This is a genomic window from Pseudomonas sp. TYF_14, from assembly GCF_043105275.1.
GTDB classification, from domain to species: domain Bacteria; phylum Pseudomonadota; class Gammaproteobacteria; order Pseudomonadales; family Pseudomonadaceae; genus Aquipseudomonas; species Aquipseudomonas alloputida.
The window spans coordinates 1-23159 of record NZ_JBICLK010000035.1; the positions used below are offsets into that span (position 1 = coordinate 1).

Consider the following 23159-nt stretch of genomic DNA (forward strand, 5'->3'; position numbering starts at 1 on the left):
CGCACGCGACCGCCCTGTTTGTTCCCCACGATACCGAGGTGAGCGCCAACGGGACGTGCGCGTCTGCCCCAGGAATAATCGGCCCGAAACAAATGTAGGAGCGAGCTTGCTCGCGATGCGCCGCGCGGGCGGCGCTCGATCTACGCATCACCGTAAAAACCAAGGCAGGCACCTTGCCGCCCTGACACAAACGGGCATGGAACACCTCAGAAAAACTTGACCGCCAACAGAGAATCTAAATCTACAGCGCCTGTGTTGAGGGCGCGCCGACGCCTTGACGGTCGCTCTCAGGTGCTCTCGCGCACCATCAGCTCAAAGCCCAGATCCTGCTGCGCATTCGTCACCCGCTTCCCATCCAGCAACGCCAGCAGCGCCTGTGCCGCGCCCCGCCCCACCGCAGCCCGCGGTGTGCGAATGGAGGTCAGCCGTGGCACCATATGCGCCGAGGCCGGGAGATCGTTGAAACCGACCATCGCCACCTGGCGTGGCACCTCCACCCCTTGACGCAAGGCCTGCAGCACCGCGCCCTGAGCCAGGTCGTCGTTACAGAAGAAGATACCGTCGACATCCGGCGCCTGCTGCATCAGCTGGCTGAACAGCACACTGCCCAGGGCAATCGACGATGGCTCCGGGGCCAATACCTCCAGCTCCGCAGCCTGCAAACCAGCCTCTGCCAAAGCCTGACGGAAACCCTCGGCACGCTGCATCACCCTCGGGTCCAGCTGCGCGGCAATGAATGCAAGGCGCTTGCGCCCGCGCTCGATCAGGTGCCGTGCAGCAGCACGCCCGGCCTGATGCTGCGAGAAGCCGACCGACAAAGCCCCTGGCTCGCCATTGAGCTCCATCATGTGCACACACGGCACGCCGCTGGCAGCCAGCATTTGCCGGGCAGCATCGCTGCGCTCGAAGCCGGTCAGCAAAATGCCGCAGGGCTGATAGGCCAGGTAATTGCGGATCAGGTTCTCTTCTTCGGCAAGGTCGTAATGATAGTTGCCGATCAGCACCTCTAGCCCACGAGGGCGCATGACCTCGTGAATGGCCTCCAGGGTGTCGATGAACAGTTGGTTGGACAACGACGGGATCAACACCACCACCGACTGGCTGCGTGCCGAGGCCAGCGCCCGGGCGGCCGGGTTGGCCACATAGCCAAGGTTCGCCGCTGCGGCGATGACCTTTTCCACCAGGTCAGGCGCAACGGTGCTGACCCCACGCAAGGCGCGCGAAGCGGTAATCGGGGAAACCCCGGAAAGCCTGGCAACTTCGGCCAGGGTGGGACGACCTGTAGTTCGGGAGCCGGTGCGGGACATGAATGTTGTAATTTTACTACTTGCAAGGAGAGGGAACGGCCACTAAGGTAGCGCTGTCTCAGGATGCAGGCAATGTAATCTTTGGTAGCAGCCACCACGCGCTCGCCACCAGGCGTCCATACTGCGTAAGGACAAGACCAATAACACCGGGGAGGTGGCTGTTCGTCATCGGCGAGACAGCGCTATCTCACCCGCAGGAGGTACTGATGAATTCTCCCCTGTCCGCCATTGTGGTGATGGGCGTAGCCGGTTGTGGCAAAAGCTGCATCGGCGCCGCCATCGCTGCCAGAAGCGGCGGCCGCCTGATCGAAGGCGACGCTTTCCACCCTGCCGAAAACATCCGCAAGATGAGCGCTGGCATCCCGCTGGACGACAGCGACCGTGCCGGCTGGCTGGTCCGCCTTGGTGAAGAGTTGCAAGCCACCACCCAGGCCGGTGAACGCCCGATCCTGACCTGCTCGGCACTCAAGCGCCGCTACCGCGACACCCTGCGCGATGCCATGCCCGGGCTGGTGTTCGTGTTCCTCGAACTGTCGCCTGCCGAGGCCGAAAAACGCGTGCTGGCTCGCCCAGGGCACTTCATGCCGGCCAGCCTCATCGACAGCCAGTTCGCGGCCCTGGAATCGCCACGCGGCGAGCCACTGACACTTGCACTGGACGCCACCCAACCGATCGAAGCACTGGCCGAAGCGGTGGACCACTGGCTAAAGCACTGCGGTGAGCCGGGCCTGGCGCAAACCGCCTGACCTCGGCGGCATTTCCGTCTCACCAAAGACAGCGCTACCCCAACCCGTAAACGCGGCAAAGACTCCAAAAAGCTACGCCCAAAACAACGATAAGACCGAGGCCTTCAAACCATGTTCGGACTGGCTACTGATACCTTCCTGCTGCTCGACGCGCTGGTTACCATCGTCGGGCTGATCCTGCTGATCACCCACTTCAAGGTTCACCCCTTCGTCGCCCTCACCCTCGCGGCCGGCTTCCTGGGCCTGACTTCCGGCATGCCGGTGGCCAAGGTCATGAAATCGTTCCAGGACGGTTTTGGCGGCGTACTCGGCTTCGTCGGTATCGTGCTCGCCCTGGGCACCATGCTCGGCAAGCTGATGGCCGACTCCGGTGGTGCCGACCAGATCGCGCAAACCCTCATCCGCGCCTTCGGCAAGAAGAACGTGCATTGGGCGATGATGTTCGCCGCCTTCCTGGTGGGCATCCCGCTGTTCTTCGAAATCGGCTTTGTGCTGCTGATTCCACTGGTGTTCATCGTCGCCCGGCGCTCGGGCGTCTCGTTGGTGAAAATCGGCATTCCGCTGCTGGCCGGCCTGTCGGTGGTGCACGGTCTGGTGCCACCACACCCGGGCCCCTTGCTGGCGATCGGCATTTTCCACGCTGACATTGGCAAGACCATCTTCTACGGCCTGATCGTCGCACTGCCCACCGCGATCATCGCCGGCCCTCTGTTCGGTAACTTCATTTCCCGCTACATCCCGGGCAACCCGTCCCAGGAGCTGATGGACCAGATCGCCAAGGACTCCGATCAGGGCAACCTGCCAAGCTTCAGCATTACCCTGATCACTGTACTGCTGCCGGTCGCGTTGATGCTGCTGAAAACGTTCGCCGACGTGGTGCTGCCTGCCGAGCACATCGTGCGCCAGTGGATGGACCTGATCGGTCACCCGATCACCGCCCTGCTCGCCGCCCTGTTACTGGCCTTCTACACCTTCGGCTCGGCCCGCGGCTTCAACCGCCAGCAGATCATGAAGATGCTCGACCAGAGCCTGGCACCGACTGCCGCCATCGTGCTGATCGTCGGCGCTGGCGGTGGCTTCAAGCAAATGCTGGTGGATACCGGCGTAGGCAACGTGATCGGGCAGATGGCTGTGCAGGCAGAAATTTCGCCGATCATGCTGGCATGGCTGGTGGCGGCGGTGATCCGCATCGCGACCGGCTCCGCCACGGTCGCCACCATCACCGGCGCGGGTATCGTGGCACCGGTGATCGACCTGGTGCCGGGGGTGAACCGTGAGCTGTTGGTACTGGCCACCGGTGCCGGCTCGCTGATCCTGTCGCATGTGAACGATGCCGGTTTCTGGCTGGTGAAGCAGTACTTCAACATGACCGTGGCAGAAACCTTCAAGACCTGGAGCATGATGGAGACGATCCTGTCCATCGTCGGCATCATTTTCATCATGTTGCTGTCGCTGGTGGTGTGACCGTTGATCGGGGTAATGGCACCTTGACGTTCCGGGTAAGGCCAAAGGGAAGTATGAGCCTTACCCGTACAGCAAAGGAGCCTGCCATGCCCCGCTCGATCTTCCTGTCGATTGCCCTGCTCGCCTCGCCGCTGGCCTTTGCTGTCGGCACAGGTCCGACCTACCCCGACGACCCGCACAATACGGCGCCACAACCCGGCGTGGACAGCACCCTCAACCCGATCGAGAAGCCCTTGCCGCGGGCCACCGACCCGCGCATACAGGGCAACGAACCGCAAAGCCCGCCAGCCAAGCAGAATGACAACCGCGATCTGCCGGGGATGGAGGGCAGTGGGTCGGAAGGTACCGGCCGGCAAGGAGAAGGCAGCTCAGGCACAGGTAACCCCTGACGACACGGCCTGTACTACCACTGACGCTTGTCAGGCCGGGTCAGCCCCAGCTTTTCGATCCGGTAACGCAGCATATCCCGCGACAACCCAAGCATCCGCGCCGACTTGGTCACGTTCCAGTCGGTGCGGTCCAGGGTCTTGCAGACAAGGTCACGCTCCATGTCAGGCAGGCTTGTCCCCGGTTCTGGCTCGTGCCGCGGCATTTCGAACATGGCCGCCATCGGCTGTTGCGCCAACGGCTCGTCAACCAAGGTCATGCACAGGTTCAACTGATGCGCTTGCACCACCTCGTTCGGCGCCAGCAACACCGTCTGCTCCAGCATGTTGCGCAATTCACGCACATTGCCAGGCCAGCTATAACCGAGCAGCAGGCTTTCGGCCTCGGCCGAAAAGCGCAGGTTCGGCTTGCCATAGCGCCGGCTATGGTGGGCAAGGAAATGCCGCGCCAGTAGCAGGATGTCCTGCCCGCGCGAATACAGGCGCGGCACCTTCAGGGCGATAATGCGAAGGCGGAAGAACAGGTCACGCCTGAATTTGCCCTGCTGCACCATTTGCTCCAGGTTACAGTTGGTGGCGCTGATCACCCGCAGATCGACCTTGCGTTCCTTCACGGCACCAATCCGGCGGATGCTGCGGTCTTCCAGCAACTTGAGCAGCTTGGCCTGCAGCACCAGGTCCATTTCGCCGATCTCGTCAAGGAACAAGGTACCGCCATCGGCAGCCTCCACCAGACCTACCCGGCGCTCCTTGGCATCGGTGAACGCGCCCTTCTCGTGGCCAAAGAGTTCGGCCTCAAGCAGGTTGGCAGGGATCGAAGCGCAATTGAACTCGATGAAAGGCCCTTTACTGCGCGAACCATCGAAATGCAGGGCACGGGCCACCAGTTCCTTGCCAGTACCGGTCTCGCCTTCGATCAGCACCGGTGGCAGGTCATCACTGGCCATGCGCCGCTCGGCATCGAGTACCTGGCGCAGGGTGTGCTTGAGGGTGAGCATCACCGGCGACTCGCCGATCAAAGCCTGCAACCCGGACTTCTGCGCCTCGCGCTCCTGGTAGAACGACAGCGTGCGCTCCATGCGCTCGGTAGCCAGGGCCTTGTCCAGGGTCAGTTTGAGCTCGGCCAGTACCACCGGCTTGGTCAGGTAATGAAAGGCGCCCTCCTTCATCGCCTGCACGGCATCTTCGACATTGCCGTAGCCGGTCATCATGATCACTTTCAGGTCCGGCGCCTGGGCCACCAGCGTGCGCAGCAGGTCGTGCCCGCTCATGCCTGGCAACGAGTTGTCGGTCAGCACCGCGTCAGGTTGCGCCCGCTTGATCTGCTCCAACGCCAGCTCCGCGCTGTGGCACACGATGACTTCGTAGCCCTTGAGGCTGAGGTAGGTGCGAATGTTGTCGGCAAGGATTTCATCATCCTCGACGACCAGGATGCTCTGCTCCATGTTCCCCTCCCGCTGCAATATTGAATGTAAGGCTGACGCGGGTTCCTTCCTCTTCGCGGCTGCTCAGGCTGACCGAGCCGCCAAAACGTTCCATGATGCGTTTGACCAGGGCCAGGCCCACACCGAGGCCACCCTGCTTGGTCGTGAAGAACGGTTTGAACACCATCCGTTCCTGCTGTTGGCTCATGCCTTTGCCGGTGTCGGTCAGCACGAACTCGGCACGCACGCCTTCTTGCACATTGACCTGGGCATTGAGCATCCCGCCAGCGGGCATGGCCTCCAGGGCGTTGGAAAACAGGCTGTTGAGAATCTGCGTAAGCTGCAGCGGCTGGCTGACCACCCACTGCACGTCAGGCCCTTCGAAATGGAAACGCACGCCGTTGCGTTCGATCTGCTGGGCGAAGGCCAGGTGGGTGTCCTCGATGGCCGCCACCAGGTCCACGGCCTCGGGTTCGTCACTGGCCGGGCGCAACGACACCAGCAGATCGCGCACCCAGCGCGACATGCGGTCGACCTGGCTGATGATGTCAGTGATGTTCTTCTGCGCAGCAGCGTTGGCGGTTTCCTGGGCAAGTTCGGCGCTGGAGCGTATGTTGGCCAGCGGGTTACGCATGCTGTGAGCCACTGCCGACGACATTTCACCCAGCGCAACGTAGGTTTCGCTTGCCACCAGCCTGTCCTGCTGCAGGTGCAGCATATGTGCCGCCCGGCGCACGATCCAGAACAGGCCGAAGTAGATCAACGCCCCACCCACCAGTGTCGAGGCCCAGATCAGCACATAGCCGCGCTGGATGCGCCGGATGAGGTCTTGCGGCTCCTTGTAGATTTCCACCATGGCCAGTACCTGCTCACCCTGACTGTCGAACAGCGGGATGTAGTTCTCGATGAACAGGTAACGCGGTGCGCGCTGGAACTTCTGCTCTTCGCGATCCTCGGCGGCCTTGTGATAACTGGCCGACACCGCCTTGCGCGAGCGGAAGGCCCGCTCAAGATCGCCATCAACTTCTATCCGCTTGCCAATCAGCTCTACGTTGGTGGACCAGACAATGGTGCGGTCGCGGGCATAGACGTTGGCCAGCAAGGTGTCCGGCAGGTGCTCGACATGATCGAGGAACTCGACGCGGGTCGATTCGGCCAAGGCCGGGGTGAACTGCAAGTGCTGCAGGTCCAGCCGCGGGTCCAGCAACTCGCCCATGGTGGTGCCAGGCGGCAATTGCGAATGCCGCACTTCGGCCTGGGCCATTGCCTGAATGAACTGCGCGGTAAGCATGGCATCGCGCTCCACGCTGTCGCGCACCACGAAGCGCGTCGAAACGTAACCCAGCCCACCTGCCACCGCGGTAATGATCAACAGGCTGATCACCGAAAACCAGCGCAGCAGGTTGAATTCACGCAAGGGTACGGGCCGTCCGCTGGCGGTCGCATTGGCCTTGTCGGGCACTTCGTCTTCCAGCATCTGCATCCCGTGATTCCCGCGCAGGGCGTACGTTCAGAACTGCATCAAGGCCAATGGCAACAGCCACTGGGTAGCAATCCACCTGGGCAGTCGCAGCTGCCATTTGTCGCGTGTCGCGCTTCACAAACTTCGCTGCAAAAACTTGGCCAGCAGAAACATTACAAAATAAAAACTCTATTTTTCAGTAGGTTGCCAGAACTTTTTAAGATCGATTAGAGGATCAACCCCCACATTTGGGTGATTATCACCCAAAAAACACAAATCCTTTTCATATCAAAATCTTACTGAACAATCTTGATGTCATTTAACGAATTCACGCCAGTCGGAAACTTAACGAAACCCTTGTGCCATGGCCTTCACTGCTGCTGAGCCGGACCGTACCGCCGAAACGTTCCATGATGCGTTTCACCAGCACCAGCCCCACCCCCAGCCCACCCTGTTTGGTGGTAAAGAACGGTCGAAAAGCCATACGCTGCTGCTCTTCGTTCATGCCCTTGCCATTGTCGGACAGGCGCAAAGTCAGGCTGCGCCGGTTGTGCCGTACCACCTCGATACGCAACCGCCCGCCCTGCTCCATCGACTCCAGGGCATTGGCGATCAGGCTACTGAACACCTGGCGCAGCAATACCGGGTGCCCCAACACCTGCACGGCCGGTAACGGTTGCAGGTCCAGGCTTACCCCGCTGCGCGCCAGCGGCACAGCGTAGGTCTGCAGGCTTTCCTGCAACGCCTGCGGCAAGTCCACTGCCAATACCTCGTCGTTCAGCGGGCGCAGTGACTGCAGCATCTGGCGGATCCATTGCGACATGCGATCGACCTGGCTGATGATATCGTTGACCTGGCGTTGCGCCGGGCCTTCGTCGAACGCCTGGGCCAGTTCGGCACTTGAGCGGATGCTGGCCAGCGGGTTGCGCAGGCTATGGGCCACCGCCGAAGACACCTCACCCAGTGCCACGTAGGTTTCGCTGCTGATCAGGCGTTTCTGCTGCACCGCCAGCAGCCGTGCAGCGCGGTGCATGATGCCGTAAAGGCCGATATAGACCAGTGCAGCGCCGACGGTGATGGCCAACCAGATCAGGACCAGGCCATGCTCGATGCGTGCGATCAGGTCATGGGGCTCTTTATAGATTTCGACCATCGCTGTGACCTGCTCGCCATCGGCATCGAACAGCGGAATATAGTTCTCGATCAATAGCTGCCGGGGCGGGATGATGAACTTCTGCTCGGAGCGGGCCTGTTCGAAATTGTGGTAGCTGGCCGAAACCCGCATCTTGTACTCGAAAGCCCGATTCAAGTCTTCGTCGCCTTCAATCAGCTTGCCGATCAGTGCCGGGTTGGTGGACCAGATCACTGTATGGTCCAAAGCATAGATATTGGCCAGCAGCATATCGGGCAGGTGAGCGATATGGTCAAGGAACTCGCCGCGGGCCTTGCGCCGGGCTTCCGGGTCGACGTCGGGCAAGTTATTGCGGTCAGTGCGCGGATCGAGTAGTTCGCCCATGGTCCGCACATTGGGGATCGACACATGGCGCACTTCGGCATCGGCAATGGAGGTGATGAACTGTGCGGTGAGTAACGCATCACGCTCGACGCTCTCGTCGATGATGAAACGGCTGGAAATCAGCCCCAGCCCGGCAGCCACCGAGAGAATGATGGCCAGACTGACCCAGGCATACCAGCGCAGCAGGTTGAATGGCTTGCGCGGGGCGGCCAGCTCGCTACCGGCAGGCACTTCAAGAGTGACGGAACGAGGGGCGACGTCCATAACGGACTCCTCAGCTGGGCACCTTCAGAAGGTTATAGCCCAGACTTGGGGAAACCATAGTATTAAATTGATGGCATCCGCCGAAGGGTATTTATTCCCTCCTCACCTACCCGAAACAGCCTGAGGGTGGCGCGGCCCCCTGCGGGAATGCGTGAGCTGCACGCCAGTTGTTACAACGACGAATCATCAGTCAACCCTTGCAACTTTCGATACTCCCGCAGCACCGTCGGCACATAGCGCCGTGTCTCGGCAAACGGCGGCACGGCACCACGCCGCAGCACAGCATCCGGGCCGGCGTTGTAGGCCGCCACGGCCAAGGTGATGTCGTTGTCGAACAGGGTGAGCATCTGCTTGAGGTAGCGTGCCCCACCCTGCACATTGTCTTCCGGGTCCAGGCGGTCTTGCACCCCCATCTCGCGTGCGGTGTCTGGCATCAGTTGCATCAACCCCACTGCACCCGCCCGCGAACGGGCTTTGGGGTTGTAGCCGGACTCGGCCTTGATCACCGCGTGCAGCAGCGCCGGCGGCAGGTTGTGGAGGCGCGCAGCCGTGGCGACAACCTCGGCGTAAGGGCGGCCGGTGATCATCTGCGCGTTGACCGGCCCACCCTGGGCCAGCGGCTCGCTGATCACCTTCTCATAGTGTCGCCCTGGTCGATGGACATTGGTCAGTACGTAGCCACCCTTGGCATCGATTGAGATGTACACATCGGCCTGGGCAGCACCTGCCGCCAGCCAGATCAAACCGATAATGAGTCCACGCATGCCGGTCGCCTCTTCGTCGTGGCCCCCGATGTGGGGGAAATGCCCCGGAAAACCCGAGGACAGTCACCACGACGCAAGCACTGTGCCGCTTCCTGTGCCGCATGGCGCAAGGCCCCGAGGCAGACGTGCACGGCTGTTGCATGGTGCATGTCAACGCTTGTCCCCATGCAGTGGAGGGTTTCACCATGCAGCGCAGAACCAACCCGCAACGTGGCTTCACTCTGCTTGAACTCCTGGTGGTCCTGGTAGTACTCGGCCTGCTGGCCGGCATCGTCGCGCCCAAGTACTTCAGTCAGCTCGGCCGCTCCGAGGCCAAGGTAGCGCGGGCGCAGATCGAGGGGCTGAGCAAGGCCCTGGACTTGTATCGCCTGGAGGTCGGCCACTACCCCAACAGCGAACAAGGCTTGCAGGCGCTGGTGGTCGCCCCCAGTGGCGAGGCTCGCTGGACCGGCCCGTACCTGCAGAAGGCCGTGCCGCAAGACCCGTGGGGCCGCCCTTACATCTACCGGCAACCCGGCGAGAACGGCGGTGAGTACGACCTGCTGTCGATGGGCAAGGACGGCCAGCCGGGTGGTGATGGGGAAAACGCCGAAATCACCAGTTGGCAGTAAGGAGAGCGGCCATGCGCTACAGCCTCAAGGCCCTGGGTAGGCAGGGCGTGGTGCAGTTGCAGATCGATGCCGAGGACGCCGACCAGGCCCGCCGCCAGGCCGAAGACCAAGGCCTGCGTGTGCTCAGCCTGCGCAGCAGCAGCGGCGGCGCGCTGCGCGGCATGGCCTGGCGCCGTGAAGCGGCATTCGACCTGGTGCTGTTCAGCCAGGAACTGTCAACCTTGCTCAATGCCGGCCTGCCGCTGATCGACGCACTGGAAAGCCTGGCGGAGAAAAGCCCGGCAGCGACAGCGCGCAAGGTGCTCGCCGAGCTGGTGCGCCAGCTGTACGAGGGCCGCTCGCTGTCCCAGGCGCTGGGCCAGCAACCGCGGGTATTCCCGCCGTTGTATGTGGCGCTGGTGCAGTCCAGCGAACGCACCGGTGCCCTGGGCGACGCCCTCACCCGCTACATCAGCTATCGCCAGCGCCTGGACCTGGTCCGGCAGAAGCTGGTGGGTGCCTCGGTCTACCCGTTACTGCTGTTGCTGGTGGGAGGCGGTGTGGTGCTGTTCCTGCTCGGCTATGTGGTGCCGCGTTTCAGCCAGGTGTTCGAAGGCATGGGCACCGAGCTACCCTGGCTGTCACGGGTGCTGATGCAGGTCGGCCTGTTTCTGCATGCCCAGCAAGCGCCACTGGCGCTGGGCACCGTCGGTGGGGTCGCGGCGCTTTGGCTGCTGCGCCGGCACCCGCGTGTACGGTACTGGGCCTCCTGCCAGCTGCGGCGCCTGCCCGCACTGCACCAGCGCCTGATGATGTACGAGCTGGCGCGTTTCTATCGCTCGCTGGGCATTCTGCTGCAAGGCGGCATCCCCATCCTCACCGCCATGGGCATGGCCCGCGGCCTGCTCGGCAACGCAGCAGCGCAGGGCCTGGAGCAGGCCAGCCAGCGGGTGGGCGAAGGGCTGCCGCTTTCCGATGCTCTGGCGGCCGGGCACCTGGTGACGCCGGTATCCCTGCGCCTGCTGCGCGCAGGCGAGCAGTCTGGCAACCTGGGCGAGATGCTGGAGCGCTGCGCCGACTTCCATGACCAGGAAATCGGCCGTTGGGTGGAATGGTTCGTCAAACTGTTCGAACCGCTGCTGATGACCTTCATCGGCCTGCTGATCGGCCTGATCGTAATCCTCATGTACATGCCGATCTTCGAGCTGGCCTCAAGTATTCACTGAATGGCCAGGCCCAGGCTTTCGCGTAACCTGAAGCCCACACAGGCGGTGTTCTGCGCCCAACCCGGGCCGCCATCGATAGTTGATCCCCACTTATCATTCAGCGTGATATTAACCTTCGTCCCGTTCGATTCGTGCCTCGCGCGCAACACACTCACACTCCGCCCACTACTAATACATTGGCGGAGTTCTCCATGGAACAATCACTCAAACCTTTGCGCTTCCCCCTCGCTGCCCTGGCAGTGGTGGTGATCAGCGCTTGCGGTCGAACCCCCGACGCCGTGCAGGCTCCCGCTGCGCCGAAGGTAAGTGTGGCCAAGGTGATCGAACAACCGATCACCGAATGGGACGAGTTCACCGGCCGCCTCGAAGCCCCGGAAACCGTCGAAGTGCGCCCGCGGGTCTCCGGCCAGATCGACCAGGTCGCCTTCACCGAAGGCGCCCAGGTCAAGAAAGGCGACCTGCTGTTCCAGATCGACCCGCGCCCGTTCCAGGCTGAAGTCCGCCGCCTCGAAGCCCAACTGCAACAGGCCAAGGCCACCGCCATCCGCAGCGCCAACGAAGCCCGCCGTGGCGAGCGACTGCGTGACAGCAACGCCATCTCCGCCGAACTGGCCGAATCGCGCAGCAGTGCCGCCGCCGAAGCCCGTGCCGGGGTCGATGCCATCCAGGCCCAGCTCGACCTGGCGCGCCTGAACCTCAGCTTCACCCGCGTCACCGCGCCCATCAGCGGCCGAGTCAGCCGCGCCGAGTTCACCGCCGGCAACATCGTCACCGCCGATGTCACCCCGCTGACCAGCGTGGTGTCCACCGACAAGGTCTACGCCTACTTCGACGCCGACGAGCGCGTGTACCTCAAGTACACCCAGCTGGCCCGTGAAGGCCAGCGTAGCCAGAGCACCCCGGTATACCTGGGCCTGACCAACGAAAGCGGCAACCCGCACCTGGGCCAGATGAACTTTGTCGACAACCAAGTCAACCCGCGCACCGGCACCATCCGCGGCCGCGCGGTATTCGACAACAGCAAAGGCCAGTTCACCCCGGGCCTGTATGCGCGCCTGAAGCTGGTCGGCAGCGCCCAGTACGACGCCATGCTGATCAACGACGAAGCCGTGGGTACCGACCTTGGCAAGAAGTTTGTGCTGGTCATGGACAAGGACAACAAGGCCACCTACCGCGCCGTGGAACTGGGGCCGAAGCTGGAAGGCCTGCGCATCGTGCGCAGCGGCCTGGGCAAGGACGACCGCATCGTGGTCAAGGGCCTGCAGCGGGTACGCCCTGGTTCGCCTGTAACCCCGGAAGAAACACAGATGGCCAGCGAACAAACCCTCGCCGCCCTCGCCCAGCAGCGCCAGGCCCTGGAGGCCAGCAACCCGGCGCCGAAGGTGGCGGGCAACAACGTGAAAGTCGCCAGCGCCCAGGCGCCACGCGGTTAAGGGACCCTACCGATGAACTTCTCGAAATTCTTCATTACCCGGCCGATCTTCGCCGCGGTGCTGTCGCTGGTGCTGCTGATCGCGGGTTCCATCTCGCTGTTCCAGCTGCCGATCAGCGAATACCCCGAAGTGGTGCCGCCCACCGTGGTGGTGCGCGCCAACTTCCCCGGCGCCAACCCCAAGGTCATCGGCGAAACCGTTGCCGCGCCGCTGGAGCAGGCCATTACCGGTGTGGAGAACATGCTGTACATGTCCTCCCAGTCCACTGCGGACGGCAAGCTGACGCTGACCATCACCTTCGCCCTGGGTACCGACCTGGACAACGCCCAGGTGCAGGTGCAGAACCGCGTGACCCGTACCCAGCCCAAGCTGCCCGAGGAAGTGACCCGTATCGGTATCACCGTCGACAAGGCCTCGCCTGACCTGACCATGGTCGTGCACCTGACCTCGCCGGACAACCGCTACGACATGCTCTACCTGTCCAACTACGCCATCCTCAACATCAAGGACGAGCTGGCGCGCCTGGGCGGCGTAGGCGACGTGCAGCTGTTTGGCATGGGCGACTACTCGCTGCGCGTCTGGCTGGACCCGAACAAGACCGCTTCGCGCAACCTGACGGCCAGTGATGTGGTCGCGGCAATCCGCGAGCAGAACCGCCAGGTAGCCGCCGGCCAGCTCGGCGCGCCGCCTGCCCCAGGCTCGACCAGCTTCCAGCTGTCGATCAATACCCAGGGCCGTCTGGTCAACGAGGAAGAGTTCGAAAACATCATCATCCGCGCCGGTGCCGATGGCGAGATCACCCGCCTGAAAGACATCGCCCGGGTCGAACTCGGCTCCAGCCAGTACGCCCTGCGCTCGCTGCTGAACAACCAGCCGGCGGTGGCCATCCCGATTTTCCAGCGCCCAGGCTCCAACGCCATCGAGATCTCCGACGAAGTGCGGGCGAAAATGGCCGAGCTGAAAAAGGACTTCCCGGAAGGGATGGACTACAGCATCGTCTATGACCCGACCATCTTCGTGCGCGGCTCCATCGAAGCGGTGGTGCACACCCTGTTCGAAGCCCTGGTGCTGGTGGTGCTGGTGGTGATCCTGTTCCTGCAGACCTGGCGCGCCTCGATCATCCCGCTGCTGGCGGTGCCGGTCTCGCTGATCGGTACCTTCGCGGTCATGCACCTGTTCGGTTTTTCACTTAACGCGCTGTCGTTATTCGGGCTGGTGCTCGCCATCGGTATCGTGGTGGACGATGCCATCGTCGTGGTGGAGAACGTCGAACGTAATATCGGGCTGGGCCTGAAACCGCTGGAAGCCACGCAAAAGGCCATGAGCGAAGTGACCGGCCCGATCATCGCCACCGCCCTGGTGCTGTGCGCGGTGTTCGTACCTGCAGCGTTCATTTCCGGCCTTACCGGGCAGTTCTACAAGCAGTTCGCCCTGACCATCGCCATCTCGACCGTCATTTCGGCGTTCAACTCGCTGACCCTGTCGCCAGCCTTGGCCGCGGTGCTGCTCAAGGATCATCACGCACCCAAGGACCGTTTCTCGCGGTTCCTCGACAAGCTGCTGGGCAGCTGGCTGTTCTCCCCTTTCAACCGGTTCTTCGACCGGGCCAGCCACAGCTACGTCGGTGGCGTGCGCCGGGTCATCCGCTCCAGCGGCATCGCCCTGTTCGTGTATGCCGGCCTGATGGGCCTGACCTACCTCGGCTTCTCGTCCACGCCGACCGGTTTCGTGCCGGCCCAGGACAAGCAGTACCTGGTGGCCTTCGCCCAACTGCCGGACGCGGCCAGCCTCGACCGTACCGAAGCGGTGATCAAGCGCATGAGCGAAATCGCCCTGAAGCAGCCTGGCGTGGCCGACTCGGTAGCCTTCCCGGGCCTGTCGATCAACGGTTTCACCAACAGCCCCAACAGCGGCATCGTGTTCACCCCGCTCAAACCATTCGATGAGCGCAAGGACCCGAGCCAGTCGGCGGCAGCCATCGCAGCCGCGCTGAATGCCCAGTTCGCCGACATACAGGACGCCTACATCGCCATCTTCCCACCGCCGCCGGTACAGGGCCTGGGCACGATTGGCGGGTTCCGTCTGCAAATCGAAGACCGTGGCAACCTGGGTTACGAAGCGCTGTACAAGGAAACCCAGAACATCATCGCCAAGAGCCACAACGTCCCGGAGCTGGCAGGTTTGTTCACCAGCTACCAGGTCAACGTGCCACAAGTCGATGCCGCCATCGACCGGGAAAAGGCCAAGACCCACGGTGTGGCGATTACCGACATCTTCGACACCCTGCAGGTTTACCTGGGCTCGCTGTACACCAACGACTTCAACCGCTTTGGCCGCACTTACCAGGTCAACGTCCAGGCCGAGCAGCAGTTCCGCCTTGATGCCGAGCAGATCGGCCAACTGAAAGTGCGCAACAACCTTGGCGAGATGATCCCGCTGGCGACCTTCCTCAAGGTCAGCGACACCTCCGGGCCGGACCGGGTCATGCACTACAACGGCTTCATCACTGCCGAGATCAACGGCGCTGCCGCCCCGGGCTACAGCTCTGGTCAGGCGGAAGCTGCGATCGAGAAGCTGCTGAAAGAGGAACTGCCCAACGGCATGACCTTCGAGTGGACCGACCTGACCTACCAGCAGATCCTCTCGGGCAATACCGCATTGCTGGTGTTCCCGCTGTGCGTACTGCTGGCGTTCCTGGTGCTGGCCGCCCAGTACGAAAGCTGGAGCCTGCCGCTGGCGGTGATCCTGATCGTGCCGATGACCCTGCTGTCGGCCATCACCGGTGTGATCGTCTCGGGTGGCGACAACAACATCTTCACCCAGATCGGCCTGATCGTACTGGTGGGCCTGGCGTGCAAGAACGCGATCCTGATCGTCGAGTTCGCCAAGGACGAACAGGCCAAGGGCCTCGACCCGCTGGCTGCGGTGCTGGAAGCCTGCCGCCTGCGTCTGCGGCCGATCCTGATGACCTCGATCGCCTTCATCATGGGTGTGGTGCCCCTGGTGTTCAGCTCCGGCGCAGGTTCGGAAATGCGCCATGCCATGGGTGTGGCGGTGTTCTCCGGGATGATCGGCGTAACGGTGTTCGGCCTGTTCCTGACCCCGGTGTTCTTCTTCCTGATCCGCCGTTTCGTCGAGCGTCGCCAGGCCCGCAAGGCTGAACACGCTCAAGTGCTGGAGAACCACGCATGAACCTGCTCAAACCCTTGACCCCAAGCCTGCTGGCAGTGGCCCTGGCGGCCTGTGCGGTAGGCCCGGACTACCAGGCGCCAGCCACCGAACCTGCACAATTGGGCAGCGATGTGCAGGCCAAGGCCTACGACCGTAGCCGCTTCGAGAGCCTGTGGTGGAAGCAGTTCGACGACCCGGTGCTGAACCAGCTGGTGCAGGCTTCGCTGGACGGCAACCGTGACTTGCGCGTGGCTTTCGCCCGCCTGAAGTCTGCCCGCTCGATCCGCGAAGACGCCGAAAACGACCCGTTCCCGGTGGTCACCAGCCGTGCCAGCAGCGATCTCGGCAAAGGCCAGATCCCCGGCCAGACCACCGAGCGGGTCAATAGCGAGCGCTACGACCTGGGCCTGGACATGGCCTGGGAGCTTGACCTGTTCGGGCGCATCCAGCGCCAGATCGAAGCCAGCGAAGCCCAGGAAGCGGTGGCCGCCGCCGACCTGCAACAGCTGCAGGTCAGCCTGATCGCCGAGCTGGTGGATGCTTATGGGCAGCTGCGTGGCGCGCAATTGCGCGAGAAGATCGCCCTGGCCAACCTCAAGACCCAGCAGGAATCGCGCACCATCACCGAAACCCTGCGCGATGCCGGCGTGGGCAATGACCTCGATGTGGTGCGTGCCGATGCCCGCCTGGCCGGAGTCGAAGCCACCGTGCCGCAACTGCAAGCCGAACAGGCACGGGCGCGGCATCGCATCGCCACCCTGCTCGGCCAGCGCCCTGACGCGCTCAGCGTAGACCTGTCGCCCAAGGCCCTGCCGGCCATCGCCAAGGCGCTGCCGGTCGGTGACCCGGCTGAGCTGTTGCGCCGCCGCCCGGACATCCGCAGCGCCGAGCGCCAACTGGCGGCCGCCACCGCCAACGTTGGCGTGGCCACCGCCGACCTGTTCCCGCGCGTCAGCCTCAGTGGCTTCCTCGGCTTTACCGCCGCCCGCGGCTCGCAGATCGGCTCGTCGGCGGCCAACGCCTGGGCACTGGGCCCGAGCATTACCTGGGCGGCCTTCGACCTGGGCAGCGTGCGGGCCCGCCTGCGCGGCGCCAAGGCCGATGCCGAAGGGGCACTGGCCAACTACGAACAGCAGGTGCTGCTGGCACTGGAAGAGTCGGCCAACGCCTTCAGCGATTACGACAAGACCCAACAGCGTCTGCTGTCGCTGATGCGCCAGAGCGACGCCAGCCGCAAGGCTGCAGAACTGGCCTCGATTCGCTATCGCGAAGGTACCGTGGACTACCTGGTACTGCTCGATGCCGAACGTGAGCGGCTAAGTGCTGAAGATGCACAAGCCCAGGGTGAAGTCGACCTTTATCGCGGCATCGTCTCGATCTACAAGGCCCTGGGTGGCGGCTGGCAACCGGAGACGGTGGCCAGCGCGCACTGATTCCACTGCCTCAACGACTCCTTTGGTTGGCTCCTCCCCCAACCGTTTGCCCCGCAGGCCATGGCCCGCGGGGCTTTTTTATGTTTGCCATCGTATTCACCCCAATACGCAGTGCATGGAATGCCACCGCAGGCCTGGCGCCTGGCCAACGGCGTGCCCGGTTCGGTTGCATTTACCCCCCGGCTGGCCCAAGCTCTGCCCTTCCCGCCGCCACGGATCGTCCGATGCCCAGACGCAACCGCTACCTGATCGCCCTGCTGTTGTCGATTCTGGTATCGGCCCTGTTCGGCTACCTGTGGCGCGACGCCCCGCCAACCCCGCCGACCTTGCCAGCACACAGCTACGCCAAGGCGCTGCGCCAGGCCCACGACGGTCAGCCCGGTGCCGCACGGGTGTTGTACCAGCAATTGCAACGTAACGACCTGCCTGCGATCCGCCGTGCGGCGCTGTACGCCGAGTTGCCCAACTACCCCTCGCCGCAGGCATTGAAACTGGCCCGCCAGGACCTGGAACATGCCGAGCCGCTGGTGCGTCGAGCGGCCATTGCCAGTATCCGCCGCCTGTTACCGCCAGCACAGCGCAGCCTGGTACTCGGCCCGCTGCTGGACGACAGTGAGCAAAGCGTGCGTTTTGCCGCCGTGGATGCCCTGCTGGGCCTCGATCCCGACGCCATCGGCCTCTATTTCGGCCCCCTGCAGTCAGCCCTGGAGCAATACCAGCAAGCCCTGGAGCAACAGCCTGAAGATGCCGAGGCCCAAGTGCACCTGGCGCGCCTGTACCTGCACGAAAACGACTACACGCACGCCGCTGTAGCCCTGCAGCGAGCGCTCGCGGTTGCCCCCGGCAACCTCGATGGCCTGGCGACTCAGGTACGCCTGCTCGAGCGCCAGGGCCACCACGACGCCTCCCGCCAGGTGCTGGGCAAAGCCCTGGCGCTGAGCCCCGACTCGGCCTTTCTGCAGTATGAGCTAGGGCTTTGGCTGAAGCGCCACGAACAGCGCGAGTATGCCTTGCTGGCCCTGTCCCGCGCCGTCGAACTGGACCCGGACAACGCCGATTACCGCTATACCCTGGCGGTCACCCTGCATGAGCTGGACCAGCTCGACGCCGCCCAGAAGCAACTGGAAACCGTGCTCAATCGGCAGCCAGCCAATCGCCGGGCACGGGTGCTGCTGATTCAGTACTGGAAAGAGTCCGGCCAGTTGCAGAACGTGCAAGTATCGCTCGCCGAGCTGGAGCGTCAGAACCCGGACGACCCTGTGCTGCAACAGGGCCTGTAGGCAGTACCTGAACTTAGTTGAACCCTGAGCCTGTGCCAGGGTCCAGTGGGTATCAGGCCACCCTGAAGGAGAGTCGTTTTGGCCAGTTCGTTGGCGCTGGATGAACGTGCCTTGATCCTCGCACCGCCACAACTGGCGGCGGATACCTCACGTCTGTTGTCTTCCGCCGGCATCAACAGCCTCTGCGCGGTCGACCTTGCCAACCTGCAGGCGCGTCTGACCGAGGGCGCAGGGTTGGCGATCATTGCCGAGCAGGTGTTCAGCCAAGGCCCAAGCACTTTGCTGCAGGCATTCATCGACCAGCAACCGAGCTGGTCGGATTTGCCCATCGTGCTGCTGACCCAGGGCGCCTGGTCGGCCGCTGGGGTGAATCATCATCCAGTGGGCAATCTTCTCTGGCTGGTCACGCCCTACGAAAATGCCCAGTTGCTGCACATGACCCAGTCCGCGCTGCGCAACCGGCGGCGACAGTACGTGACACGTGATCAACTCCATGGCATGCAGCAGCGCCTGGACAGCCGGCCTTCAACGCCGGAAGAAGTGCAGGACCGCGGTGAGTTCGCCCGCTGCCAGGCACGCAAGATGGAGGCCATCGGCCAACTGGCCGGCGGCGTCGCCCATGACTTCAACAACCTGCTCACCAGCATCAGCGGCAGCTTCGAACTCATCCAGCGGCGCCTGCGCCAAGGCCGCAGCGACGGCCTGGATGGCGTTCTGTGCATGGGCCGCGAGGCCGTTTCACGCGCCGCCCGCCTGACCCACCGCTTGCTTGCCTTCTCTTCCCGTCAATCGCTGCACAGCCAACGTATAGACCTGCATACCTTGCTCAAGGCAGAACGCCTGGGCGCTCGCCTGAGCCCGTCGATAACCCTGCAAGTGCACGCGGCCAAAGACCTGTGGCCCGTGGAGGCGGATGACCAGCAGTTGCAGGAGGCCCTCGACAACCTGCTGCTCAATGCGCGCGAGGCCATGCCCAACGGTGGCCTGCTACGCATCGAGGCGAACAATCATCACATCGCCACCGAGCAAGCTGCTGACGGCGCTTTGCGCACTGGCGACTATGTGCGCCTGCGAATCACCGACAGCGGCCAAGGCATGGCGCAAAGCACGCTGGAGCACGCCTTCGAACCCTTCTTCAGCACCAAGGCGACCGGCCAGGGCATTGGCCTGGGGTTGTCGATGGTGTACGGCTTCAGCAAGCAGTCCCATGGGCATATCACCCTCAGCAGCGAGATTGGCCAGGGAACCCAGGTGGAGCTGTATTTGCCACGCCATGTCGATCAGGCCCTGTCATACAGCGAACCGGTGCCAGCCAGGCAAGACGGCTGCAGCCGACACGTGCTGGTTGTCGAGGACGATCCCCATGTGCGCCAACTGCTTTGCCAGGCGCTGGGCGAAAACGGCTTCCCCTGCCAAAGCGCAGCCGACGCCAATGAGGGACTGAAGGTGCTACGCTCGGCACAACCGGTGGATTTGCTCATCACCGATGTGGGCTTGCCCGGCATGAACGGCCGACAACTGGCAGAAATTGCCCGCAGCCTGCGCCCACGATTACCGGTGCTGTTCATCACCGGTTACGCGGAAACGGCCATGGCCCGCGAAGGCTTCCTGGGCGCTGACATGCACCTGATCTGCAAGCCGTTCGAGTTGCAGCAGTTGCAGGCTCGAGTGACACACATTCTAGGTAAGCCTTGAAGCGCCTTACACGTCAAGCAGGCGTAGCGCCTCATCGGCAAGATGCGCCAGCGAAAACGGCTTGTTCAACAATGCCGTGCCCGGCTGATCGAGCAATTGCGCTTCAATCGACTGGTCCGCATAACCGGTGATAAACAGAATTTTCTGCTGTGCAAGCTGCATGCGCATGGCCTTGGCCACTTGCCGGCCACTGAACCCACCCGGCAAACCGATATCGGTGATGACCAGATCGAAAGGGCCGCCATGGCGAAAGCGCTCCAGTGCGCTATTGGCATCGCCCACATCCGTGACGTCAAACCCACGCTCAGTCAGGTATTCGCGCATGACCGCGCGCAGATCAAGCTCGTCGTCCACCAGCAGCAGGCGCTCGCCCCGTGCCATGCGCTGCGAAAGCGGTACCGGCGCGGGCTCATCCGGAACCGGCTCATGGCTCCTCGGGAAAAGCATAGAAACCCTGGTGCCCTGCTCCGGCGTCGACTCGATCCAGGCATACCCCCCCGACTGTCGGACGAAGCCATACACCATCGACAGGCCAAGCCCGGCCCCACGCCCGAGAGGTTTGGTTGTGTAAAACGGTTCGAAAGCCCTGGCGATATCCGCCGCGGCTATGCCATGGCCATCATCCTCGACATGCAAGGCCACATAGTCGCCCGGCGGCAAGCCACCTTCATCCGGGAAAAACGCGGTCAGCCGTTCGTTGACGCTGCTGATGGTGACATTGCCCTGCTCCAGGCACGCTTCACGCGCATTGGCACACAAGTGGATCAAGGCATTCTCTAGCTGGGGTACGTCCAGGCTCACTGCCCAAGGTGCAACGTCCAGTTGCCAGTGCAAACTCATCTCTGCCCCCAGCGCCCGCAGCAACAGGGGTTCGCTCAGACGTAACTGCCGATTGAAGTCCAGTGGCCGAGGGGCCAATGGCTGATGGCGGGAAAATGCGATCAACCGATGGGTCAGGTCCATGGCACGCTGCACCGAGTCGCGCGCAACGTCCACGTAGGCCTCCACACGCTCCAGCCGCCCCTCCTGCAGGCGCCGCTGCAGCAGTTCGAGGCTGCCGCCGATACCGGACAGCAAGTTGTTCATTTCATGGCCCATGCCGCCCGCCAACTGGCCAACCACCTCCATACGCTCACTGTTGTGCATCAGCGCCTCTGCCTGACGCGCAGCCTCTTCACGGTCTGCGGTGATGTCCCGGCCAACCGCCGTCAGCAGGCTGCCGTCAAACCTCGCACTCCAGCGAAACCAGTGGTAGTGACCATCGCGGTGTCGCAGGCGGATCTCCAGTTGCTCCGCGTGGCTGCATTGGAACAGCCCGGACACTGCCAATCGTACTTCGGTACGCTCTGTCGGGTGCACCAGCTCCATCACCGACATCGCCTGCACCTGCTCTTGTGTCCAGCCCAGAATGCGGTACCAGGCCGGGTTGGCGCCATGCAGTTTCAATTCTGGGGTGAGCATCATCATCGCTTCGCGCGACAGCAACCAGAACTGCTCTCGCTCGGCCACATGCTGCGCAACCTGGCGTTCAAAGCTCTGCACCTGCTCACGCCAATGGCGGTGGGCCTCGACGCTGGCCGTGGTCTCGATCACCGTATGCAGAAACCCCGCCACGTTACCGAGTTCATCGTGCAGGGGGGCATAACCGAATGCGCACCATAGTGGTTCAGCGCCTTCACTGCGGACGATACGCAGGGGTGGGTCCTCGACAAAATTCGAGTGGCCTTCCAGTGCCTTGAACACCCAGGGGCCCACTGCAGGCCAGATATCACTCCACAGGGTATCGAACGCCATGCCCAGCGCATCCGGTAATGCCCGCAACGCCCGGTAGCCATTGTTATGCACCACACACAGGTCCGCCCCCCAGACCACTGCACATGGGAAAGGTGACAAATGCATCATGTCCACGGCAATGCGCAACGAAGCAGGCCAGCGCGACAATGGCCCAAGCGAGGTACGCCACCAGTCGAACTGCGCTATCCGCTCCCCCATCGGCTCGATCGATGGCAAAACAGGCGACTGCAGGATGACCTGCGGCGCGGGCTCGCATGGCTTACCGTTAGCGACCAATATCGTGACTCCAGCAATGCTCAGGGTTGACCACAGCGCCGCCAAGCCTGGCACGCTCGCCCGTGGATGGATTCAAGTTAGCACAGCACGTCCGGCACACCATGGCGGACTTGCTGGTGGCAGCTATGCTATTTAGGTTTTCCCTCGGGCCAGGGAGCACCGGCCCATTCAGGTTGCCGACGGGAGCAGGGTCATGAGCAAGAAAATTCTGGTGGTGTTGACCAATACAGCGAAGTATCCAACCCTCAAACGGGCGACCGGGTTGTGGCTGGGTGAAGCCGTTCACTTTGTCGAGAAAGTCGAAAAGGCCGGCTACACGGTCGACTATGTCAGCCCACAGGGCGGTTACGTTCCCGTCGACCCGCACAGCCTGCAGATGGCCCCGGACCTGGACTGGCAGTGGTACGACGACAAGCGCTTCATGACGCGTCTTGGCAGTACCTTGGCCCCAGGGCAGGTGAAGGCTGACGAATACAGCGTCATCTATTACACCGGTGGGCATGGGGTGATGTATGACTTCGCAGACAACCATGCTCTGCAGGACCTGGCACGCAAAATCTACGAAAAAGGTGGCATTGTCGCAGCAGTCTGTCACGGCGTAGTCGGCCTGCTGAACATCAAGCTGAGTAACAACTGCCTGCTGCTCAAAAACCGCAAGGTGACCGGCTTTTCCAACATAGAGGAAAAACTGGCCGAACTGGACGACGTAGTGCCGTTCCTGACGGAGAACGAACTTGGGGCGCGCGGCGGTGAGTTCAGCAAACATGATGAGCCGTGGAAGCCGTACGTGGTCGACGATGACAGGCTGATCACCGGGCAGAACCCCGCTTCCACCGCCTTGCTGGCCGAGGCAGTGCTGAAAAAGCTCAAGGGCAGTTAGCTACATCAAGGCGCTCGCTTTCCTACCGCTTCAACTGCAGCCGGACTA

The 23159-nt window shown here is 62.8% G+C and carries 17 protein-coding genes; 11 read left to right on the forward strand and 6 right to left on the reverse strand.

Annotation, left to right across the window (positions count from 1 at the left end; translation table 11 throughout):
* Nucleotides 1-287: 287 nt before the first annotated feature.
* The gene (locus tag ACF8O8_RS11590; RefSeq protein WP_003253830.1) at nucleotides 288-1307 is read right to left on the reverse strand and encodes a LacI family DNA-binding transcriptional regulator; all 1020 of its coding nucleotides are present in this window, start codon (nucleotides 1305-1307) and stop codon (nucleotides 288-290) included.
* A gap of 206 nt (nucleotides 1308-1513) precedes the next feature.
* Between ACF8O8_RS11590 and ACF8O8_RS11595 the strand changes: the two genes are divergently transcribed.
* From ACF8O8_RS11595 to ACF8O8_RS11605, 3 genes are all read left to right on the forward strand, one after another.
* Nucleotides 1514-2053 carry a gluconokinase gene (locus tag ACF8O8_RS11595; RefSeq protein ID WP_010954284.1) on the forward strand — a complete coding sequence of 180 codons (540 nt, stop codon included), beginning with the start codon at nucleotides 1514-1516 and terminating at the stop codon, nucleotides 2051-2053.
* 111 nt (nucleotides 2054-2164) lie between these two features.
* On the forward strand, nucleotides 2165-3517 hold the full coding sequence (locus tag ACF8O8_RS11600) for a GntP family permease (RefSeq protein WP_060489439.1): 1353 nt from the start codon (nucleotides 2165-2167) through the stop codon (nucleotides 3515-3517).
* Between the two features lie 86 nt (nucleotides 3518-3603).
* A complete protein-coding gene (locus ACF8O8_RS11605; protein ID WP_020192721.1) occupies nucleotides 3604-3906 on the forward strand; it encodes a hypothetical protein in 303 nt (100 codons plus the stop codon).
* Nucleotides 3907-3920: 14 nt separating this feature from the next.
* On the opposite strand, the gene ACF8O8_RS11610 is transcribed toward ACF8O8_RS11605, so the two are convergent.
* The 4 genes from ACF8O8_RS11610 to ACF8O8_RS11625 all read right to left on the reverse strand — a co-directional run bounded on the left by ACF8O8_RS11610 (nucleotide 3921) and on the right by ACF8O8_RS11625 (nucleotide 9333).
* Nucleotides 3921-5348, reverse strand: a complete 1428-nt coding sequence (locus ACF8O8_RS11610; RefSeq protein WP_392509724.1) for a sigma-54-dependent transcriptional regulator — start codon at nucleotides 5346-5348, stop codon at nucleotides 3921-3923.
* Nucleotides 5317-6810 carry a sensor histidine kinase gene (locus tag ACF8O8_RS11615; RefSeq protein ID WP_392509725.1) on the reverse strand — a complete coding sequence of 498 codons (1494 nt, stop codon included), beginning with the start codon at nucleotides 6808-6810 and terminating at the stop codon, nucleotides 5317-5319. The genes ACF8O8_RS11610 and ACF8O8_RS11615 overlap by 32 nt, the downstream gene beginning before the upstream one ends.
* Nucleotides 6811-7117: 307 nt before the next feature.
* Complete coding sequence (locus tag ACF8O8_RS11620; protein WP_392509726.1) at nucleotides 7118-8569, reverse strand: sensor histidine kinase; 1452 nt, start codon at nucleotides 8567-8569, stop codon at nucleotides 7118-7120.
* 170 nt (nucleotides 8570-8739) lie between these two features.
* Nucleotides 8740-9333, reverse strand: a complete 594-nt coding sequence (locus ACF8O8_RS11625) for a lytic transglycosylase domain-containing protein (RefSeq protein WP_392509727.1) — start codon at nucleotides 9331-9333, stop codon at nucleotides 8740-8742.
* Nucleotides 9334-9518: 185 nt separating this feature from the next.
* Between ACF8O8_RS11625 and gspG the strand changes: the two genes are divergently transcribed.
* The 7 genes from gspG (at nucleotide 9519) to ACF8O8_RS11660 (ending at nucleotide 20161) form a co-directional block, all read left to right on the forward strand.
* The gene (gene gspG, locus ACF8O8_RS11630) at nucleotides 9519-9944 is read left to right on the forward strand and encodes a type II secretion system major pseudopilin GspG (RefSeq protein ID WP_003253843.1); all 426 of its coding nucleotides are present in this window, start codon (nucleotides 9519-9521) and stop codon (nucleotides 9942-9944) included.
* A gap of 11 nt (nucleotides 9945-9955) precedes the next feature.
* On the forward strand, nucleotides 9956-11149 hold the full coding sequence (locus tag ACF8O8_RS11635) for a type II secretion system F family protein (RefSeq protein WP_392509728.1): 1194 nt from the start codon (nucleotides 9956-9958) through the stop codon (nucleotides 11147-11149).
* 191 nt (nucleotides 11150-11340) lie between these two features.
* A complete protein-coding gene (mexE, locus tag ACF8O8_RS11640) occupies nucleotides 11341-12582 on the forward strand; it encodes a multidrug efflux RND transporter periplasmic adaptor subunit MexE (RefSeq protein ID WP_392509729.1) in 1242 nt (413 codons plus the stop codon).
* 12 nt (nucleotides 12583-12594) lie between these two features.
* Entirely contained in the window at nucleotides 12595-15774 is a 3180-nt protein-coding gene (locus ACF8O8_RS11645; protein WP_003253849.1) for an efflux RND transporter permease subunit, read from the forward strand.
* Nucleotides 15771-17186, forward strand: a complete 1416-nt coding sequence (locus ACF8O8_RS11650; protein WP_392509730.1) for an efflux transporter outer membrane subunit — start codon at nucleotides 15771-15773, stop codon at nucleotides 17184-17186. Before ACF8O8_RS11645 ends, ACF8O8_RS11650 begins: the two co-directional genes overlap by 4 nt.
* Nucleotides 17187-17410: 224 nt before the next feature.
* Nucleotides 17411-18466: a tetratricopeptide repeat protein gene (locus tag ACF8O8_RS11655; RefSeq protein ID WP_392509731.1), complete on the forward strand. Its 1056-nt coding sequence runs from the start codon at nucleotides 17411-17413 to the stop codon at nucleotides 18464-18466.
* Nucleotides 18467-18544: 78 nt separating this feature from the next.
* Entirely contained in the window at nucleotides 18545-20161 is a 1617-nt protein-coding gene (locus ACF8O8_RS11660) for a response regulator (RefSeq protein WP_010954295.1), read from the forward strand.
* Between the two features lie 6 nt (nucleotides 20162-20167).
* On the opposite strand, the gene ACF8O8_RS11665 is transcribed toward ACF8O8_RS11660, so the two are convergent.
* The gene (locus tag ACF8O8_RS11665; protein WP_392509732.1) at nucleotides 20168-22231 is read right to left on the reverse strand and encodes an ATP-binding protein; all 2064 of its coding nucleotides are present in this window, start codon (nucleotides 22229-22231) and stop codon (nucleotides 20168-20170) included.
* A 193-nt stretch (nucleotides 22232-22424) separates the two neighbouring features.
* On the opposite strand from ACF8O8_RS11665, the gene ACF8O8_RS11670 reads away from it, so the two are divergent.
* Nucleotides 22425-23111, forward strand: coding sequence for a type 1 glutamine amidotransferase domain-containing protein (locus ACF8O8_RS11670; RefSeq protein WP_392509733.1), 687 nt, complete (start codon nucleotides 22425-22427; stop codon nucleotides 23109-23111).
* The last annotated feature ends 48 nt before the right edge of the window (nucleotides 23112-23159 follow it).

Coding starts and splice junctions, on each gene's coding strand:
- ACF8O8_RS11645 (WP_003253849.1), top strand. CDS start 12,595: ATGAACTTCTCGAAATTCTTCATTACCCGGCCGATCTTCGCCGCGGTG.
- ACF8O8_RS11625 (WP_392509727.1), bottom strand. CDS start 9,333: ATGCGTGGACTCATTATCGGTTTGATCTGGCTGGCGGCAGGTGCTGCC.
- ACF8O8_RS11650 (WP_392509730.1), top strand. CDS start 15,771: ATGAACCTGCTCAAACCCTTGACCCCAAGCCTGCTGGCAGTGGCCCTG.
- ACF8O8_RS11635 (WP_392509728.1), top strand. CDS start 9,956: ATGCGCTACAGCCTCAAGGCCCTGGGTAGGCAGGGCGTGGTGCAGTTG.
- ACF8O8_RS11605 (WP_020192721.1), top strand. CDS start 3,604: ATGCCCCGCTCGATCTTCCTGTCGATTGCCCTGCTCGCCTCGCCGCTG.
- ACF8O8_RS11615 (WP_392509725.1), bottom strand. CDS start 6,810: ATGCAGATGCTGGAAGACGAAGTGCCCGACAAGGCCAATGCGACCGCC.
- ACF8O8_RS11670 (WP_392509733.1), top strand. CDS start 22,425: ATGAGCAAGAAAATTCTGGTGGTGTTGACCAATACAGCGAAGTATCCA.
- ACF8O8_RS11655 (WP_392509731.1), top strand. CDS start 17,411: ATGCCCAGACGCAACCGCTACCTGATCGCCCTGCTGTTGTCGATTCTG.
- ACF8O8_RS11590 (WP_003253830.1), bottom strand. CDS start 1,307: ATGTCCCGCACCGGCTCCCGAACTACAGGTCGTCCCACCCTGGCCGAA.
- mexE (WP_392509729.1), top strand. CDS start 11,341: ATGGAACAATCACTCAAACCTTTGCGCTTCCCCCTCGCTGCCCTGGCA.
- ACF8O8_RS11600 (WP_060489439.1), top strand. CDS start 2,165: ATGTTCGGACTGGCTACTGATACCTTCCTGCTGCTCGACGCGCTGGTT.
- gspG (WP_003253843.1), top strand. CDS start 9,519: ATGCAGCGCAGAACCAACCCGCAACGTGGCTTCACTCTGCTTGAACTC.
- ACF8O8_RS11620 (WP_392509726.1), bottom strand. CDS start 8,569: ATGGACGTCGCCCCTCGTTCCGTCACTCTTGAAGTGCCTGCCGGTAGC.
- ACF8O8_RS11610 (WP_392509724.1), bottom strand. CDS start 5,348: ATGGAGCAGAGCATCCTGGTCGTCGAGGATGATGAAATCCTTGCCGAC.
- ACF8O8_RS11595 (WP_010954284.1), top strand. CDS start 1,514: ATGAATTCTCCCCTGTCCGCCATTGTGGTGATGGGCGTAGCCGGTTGT.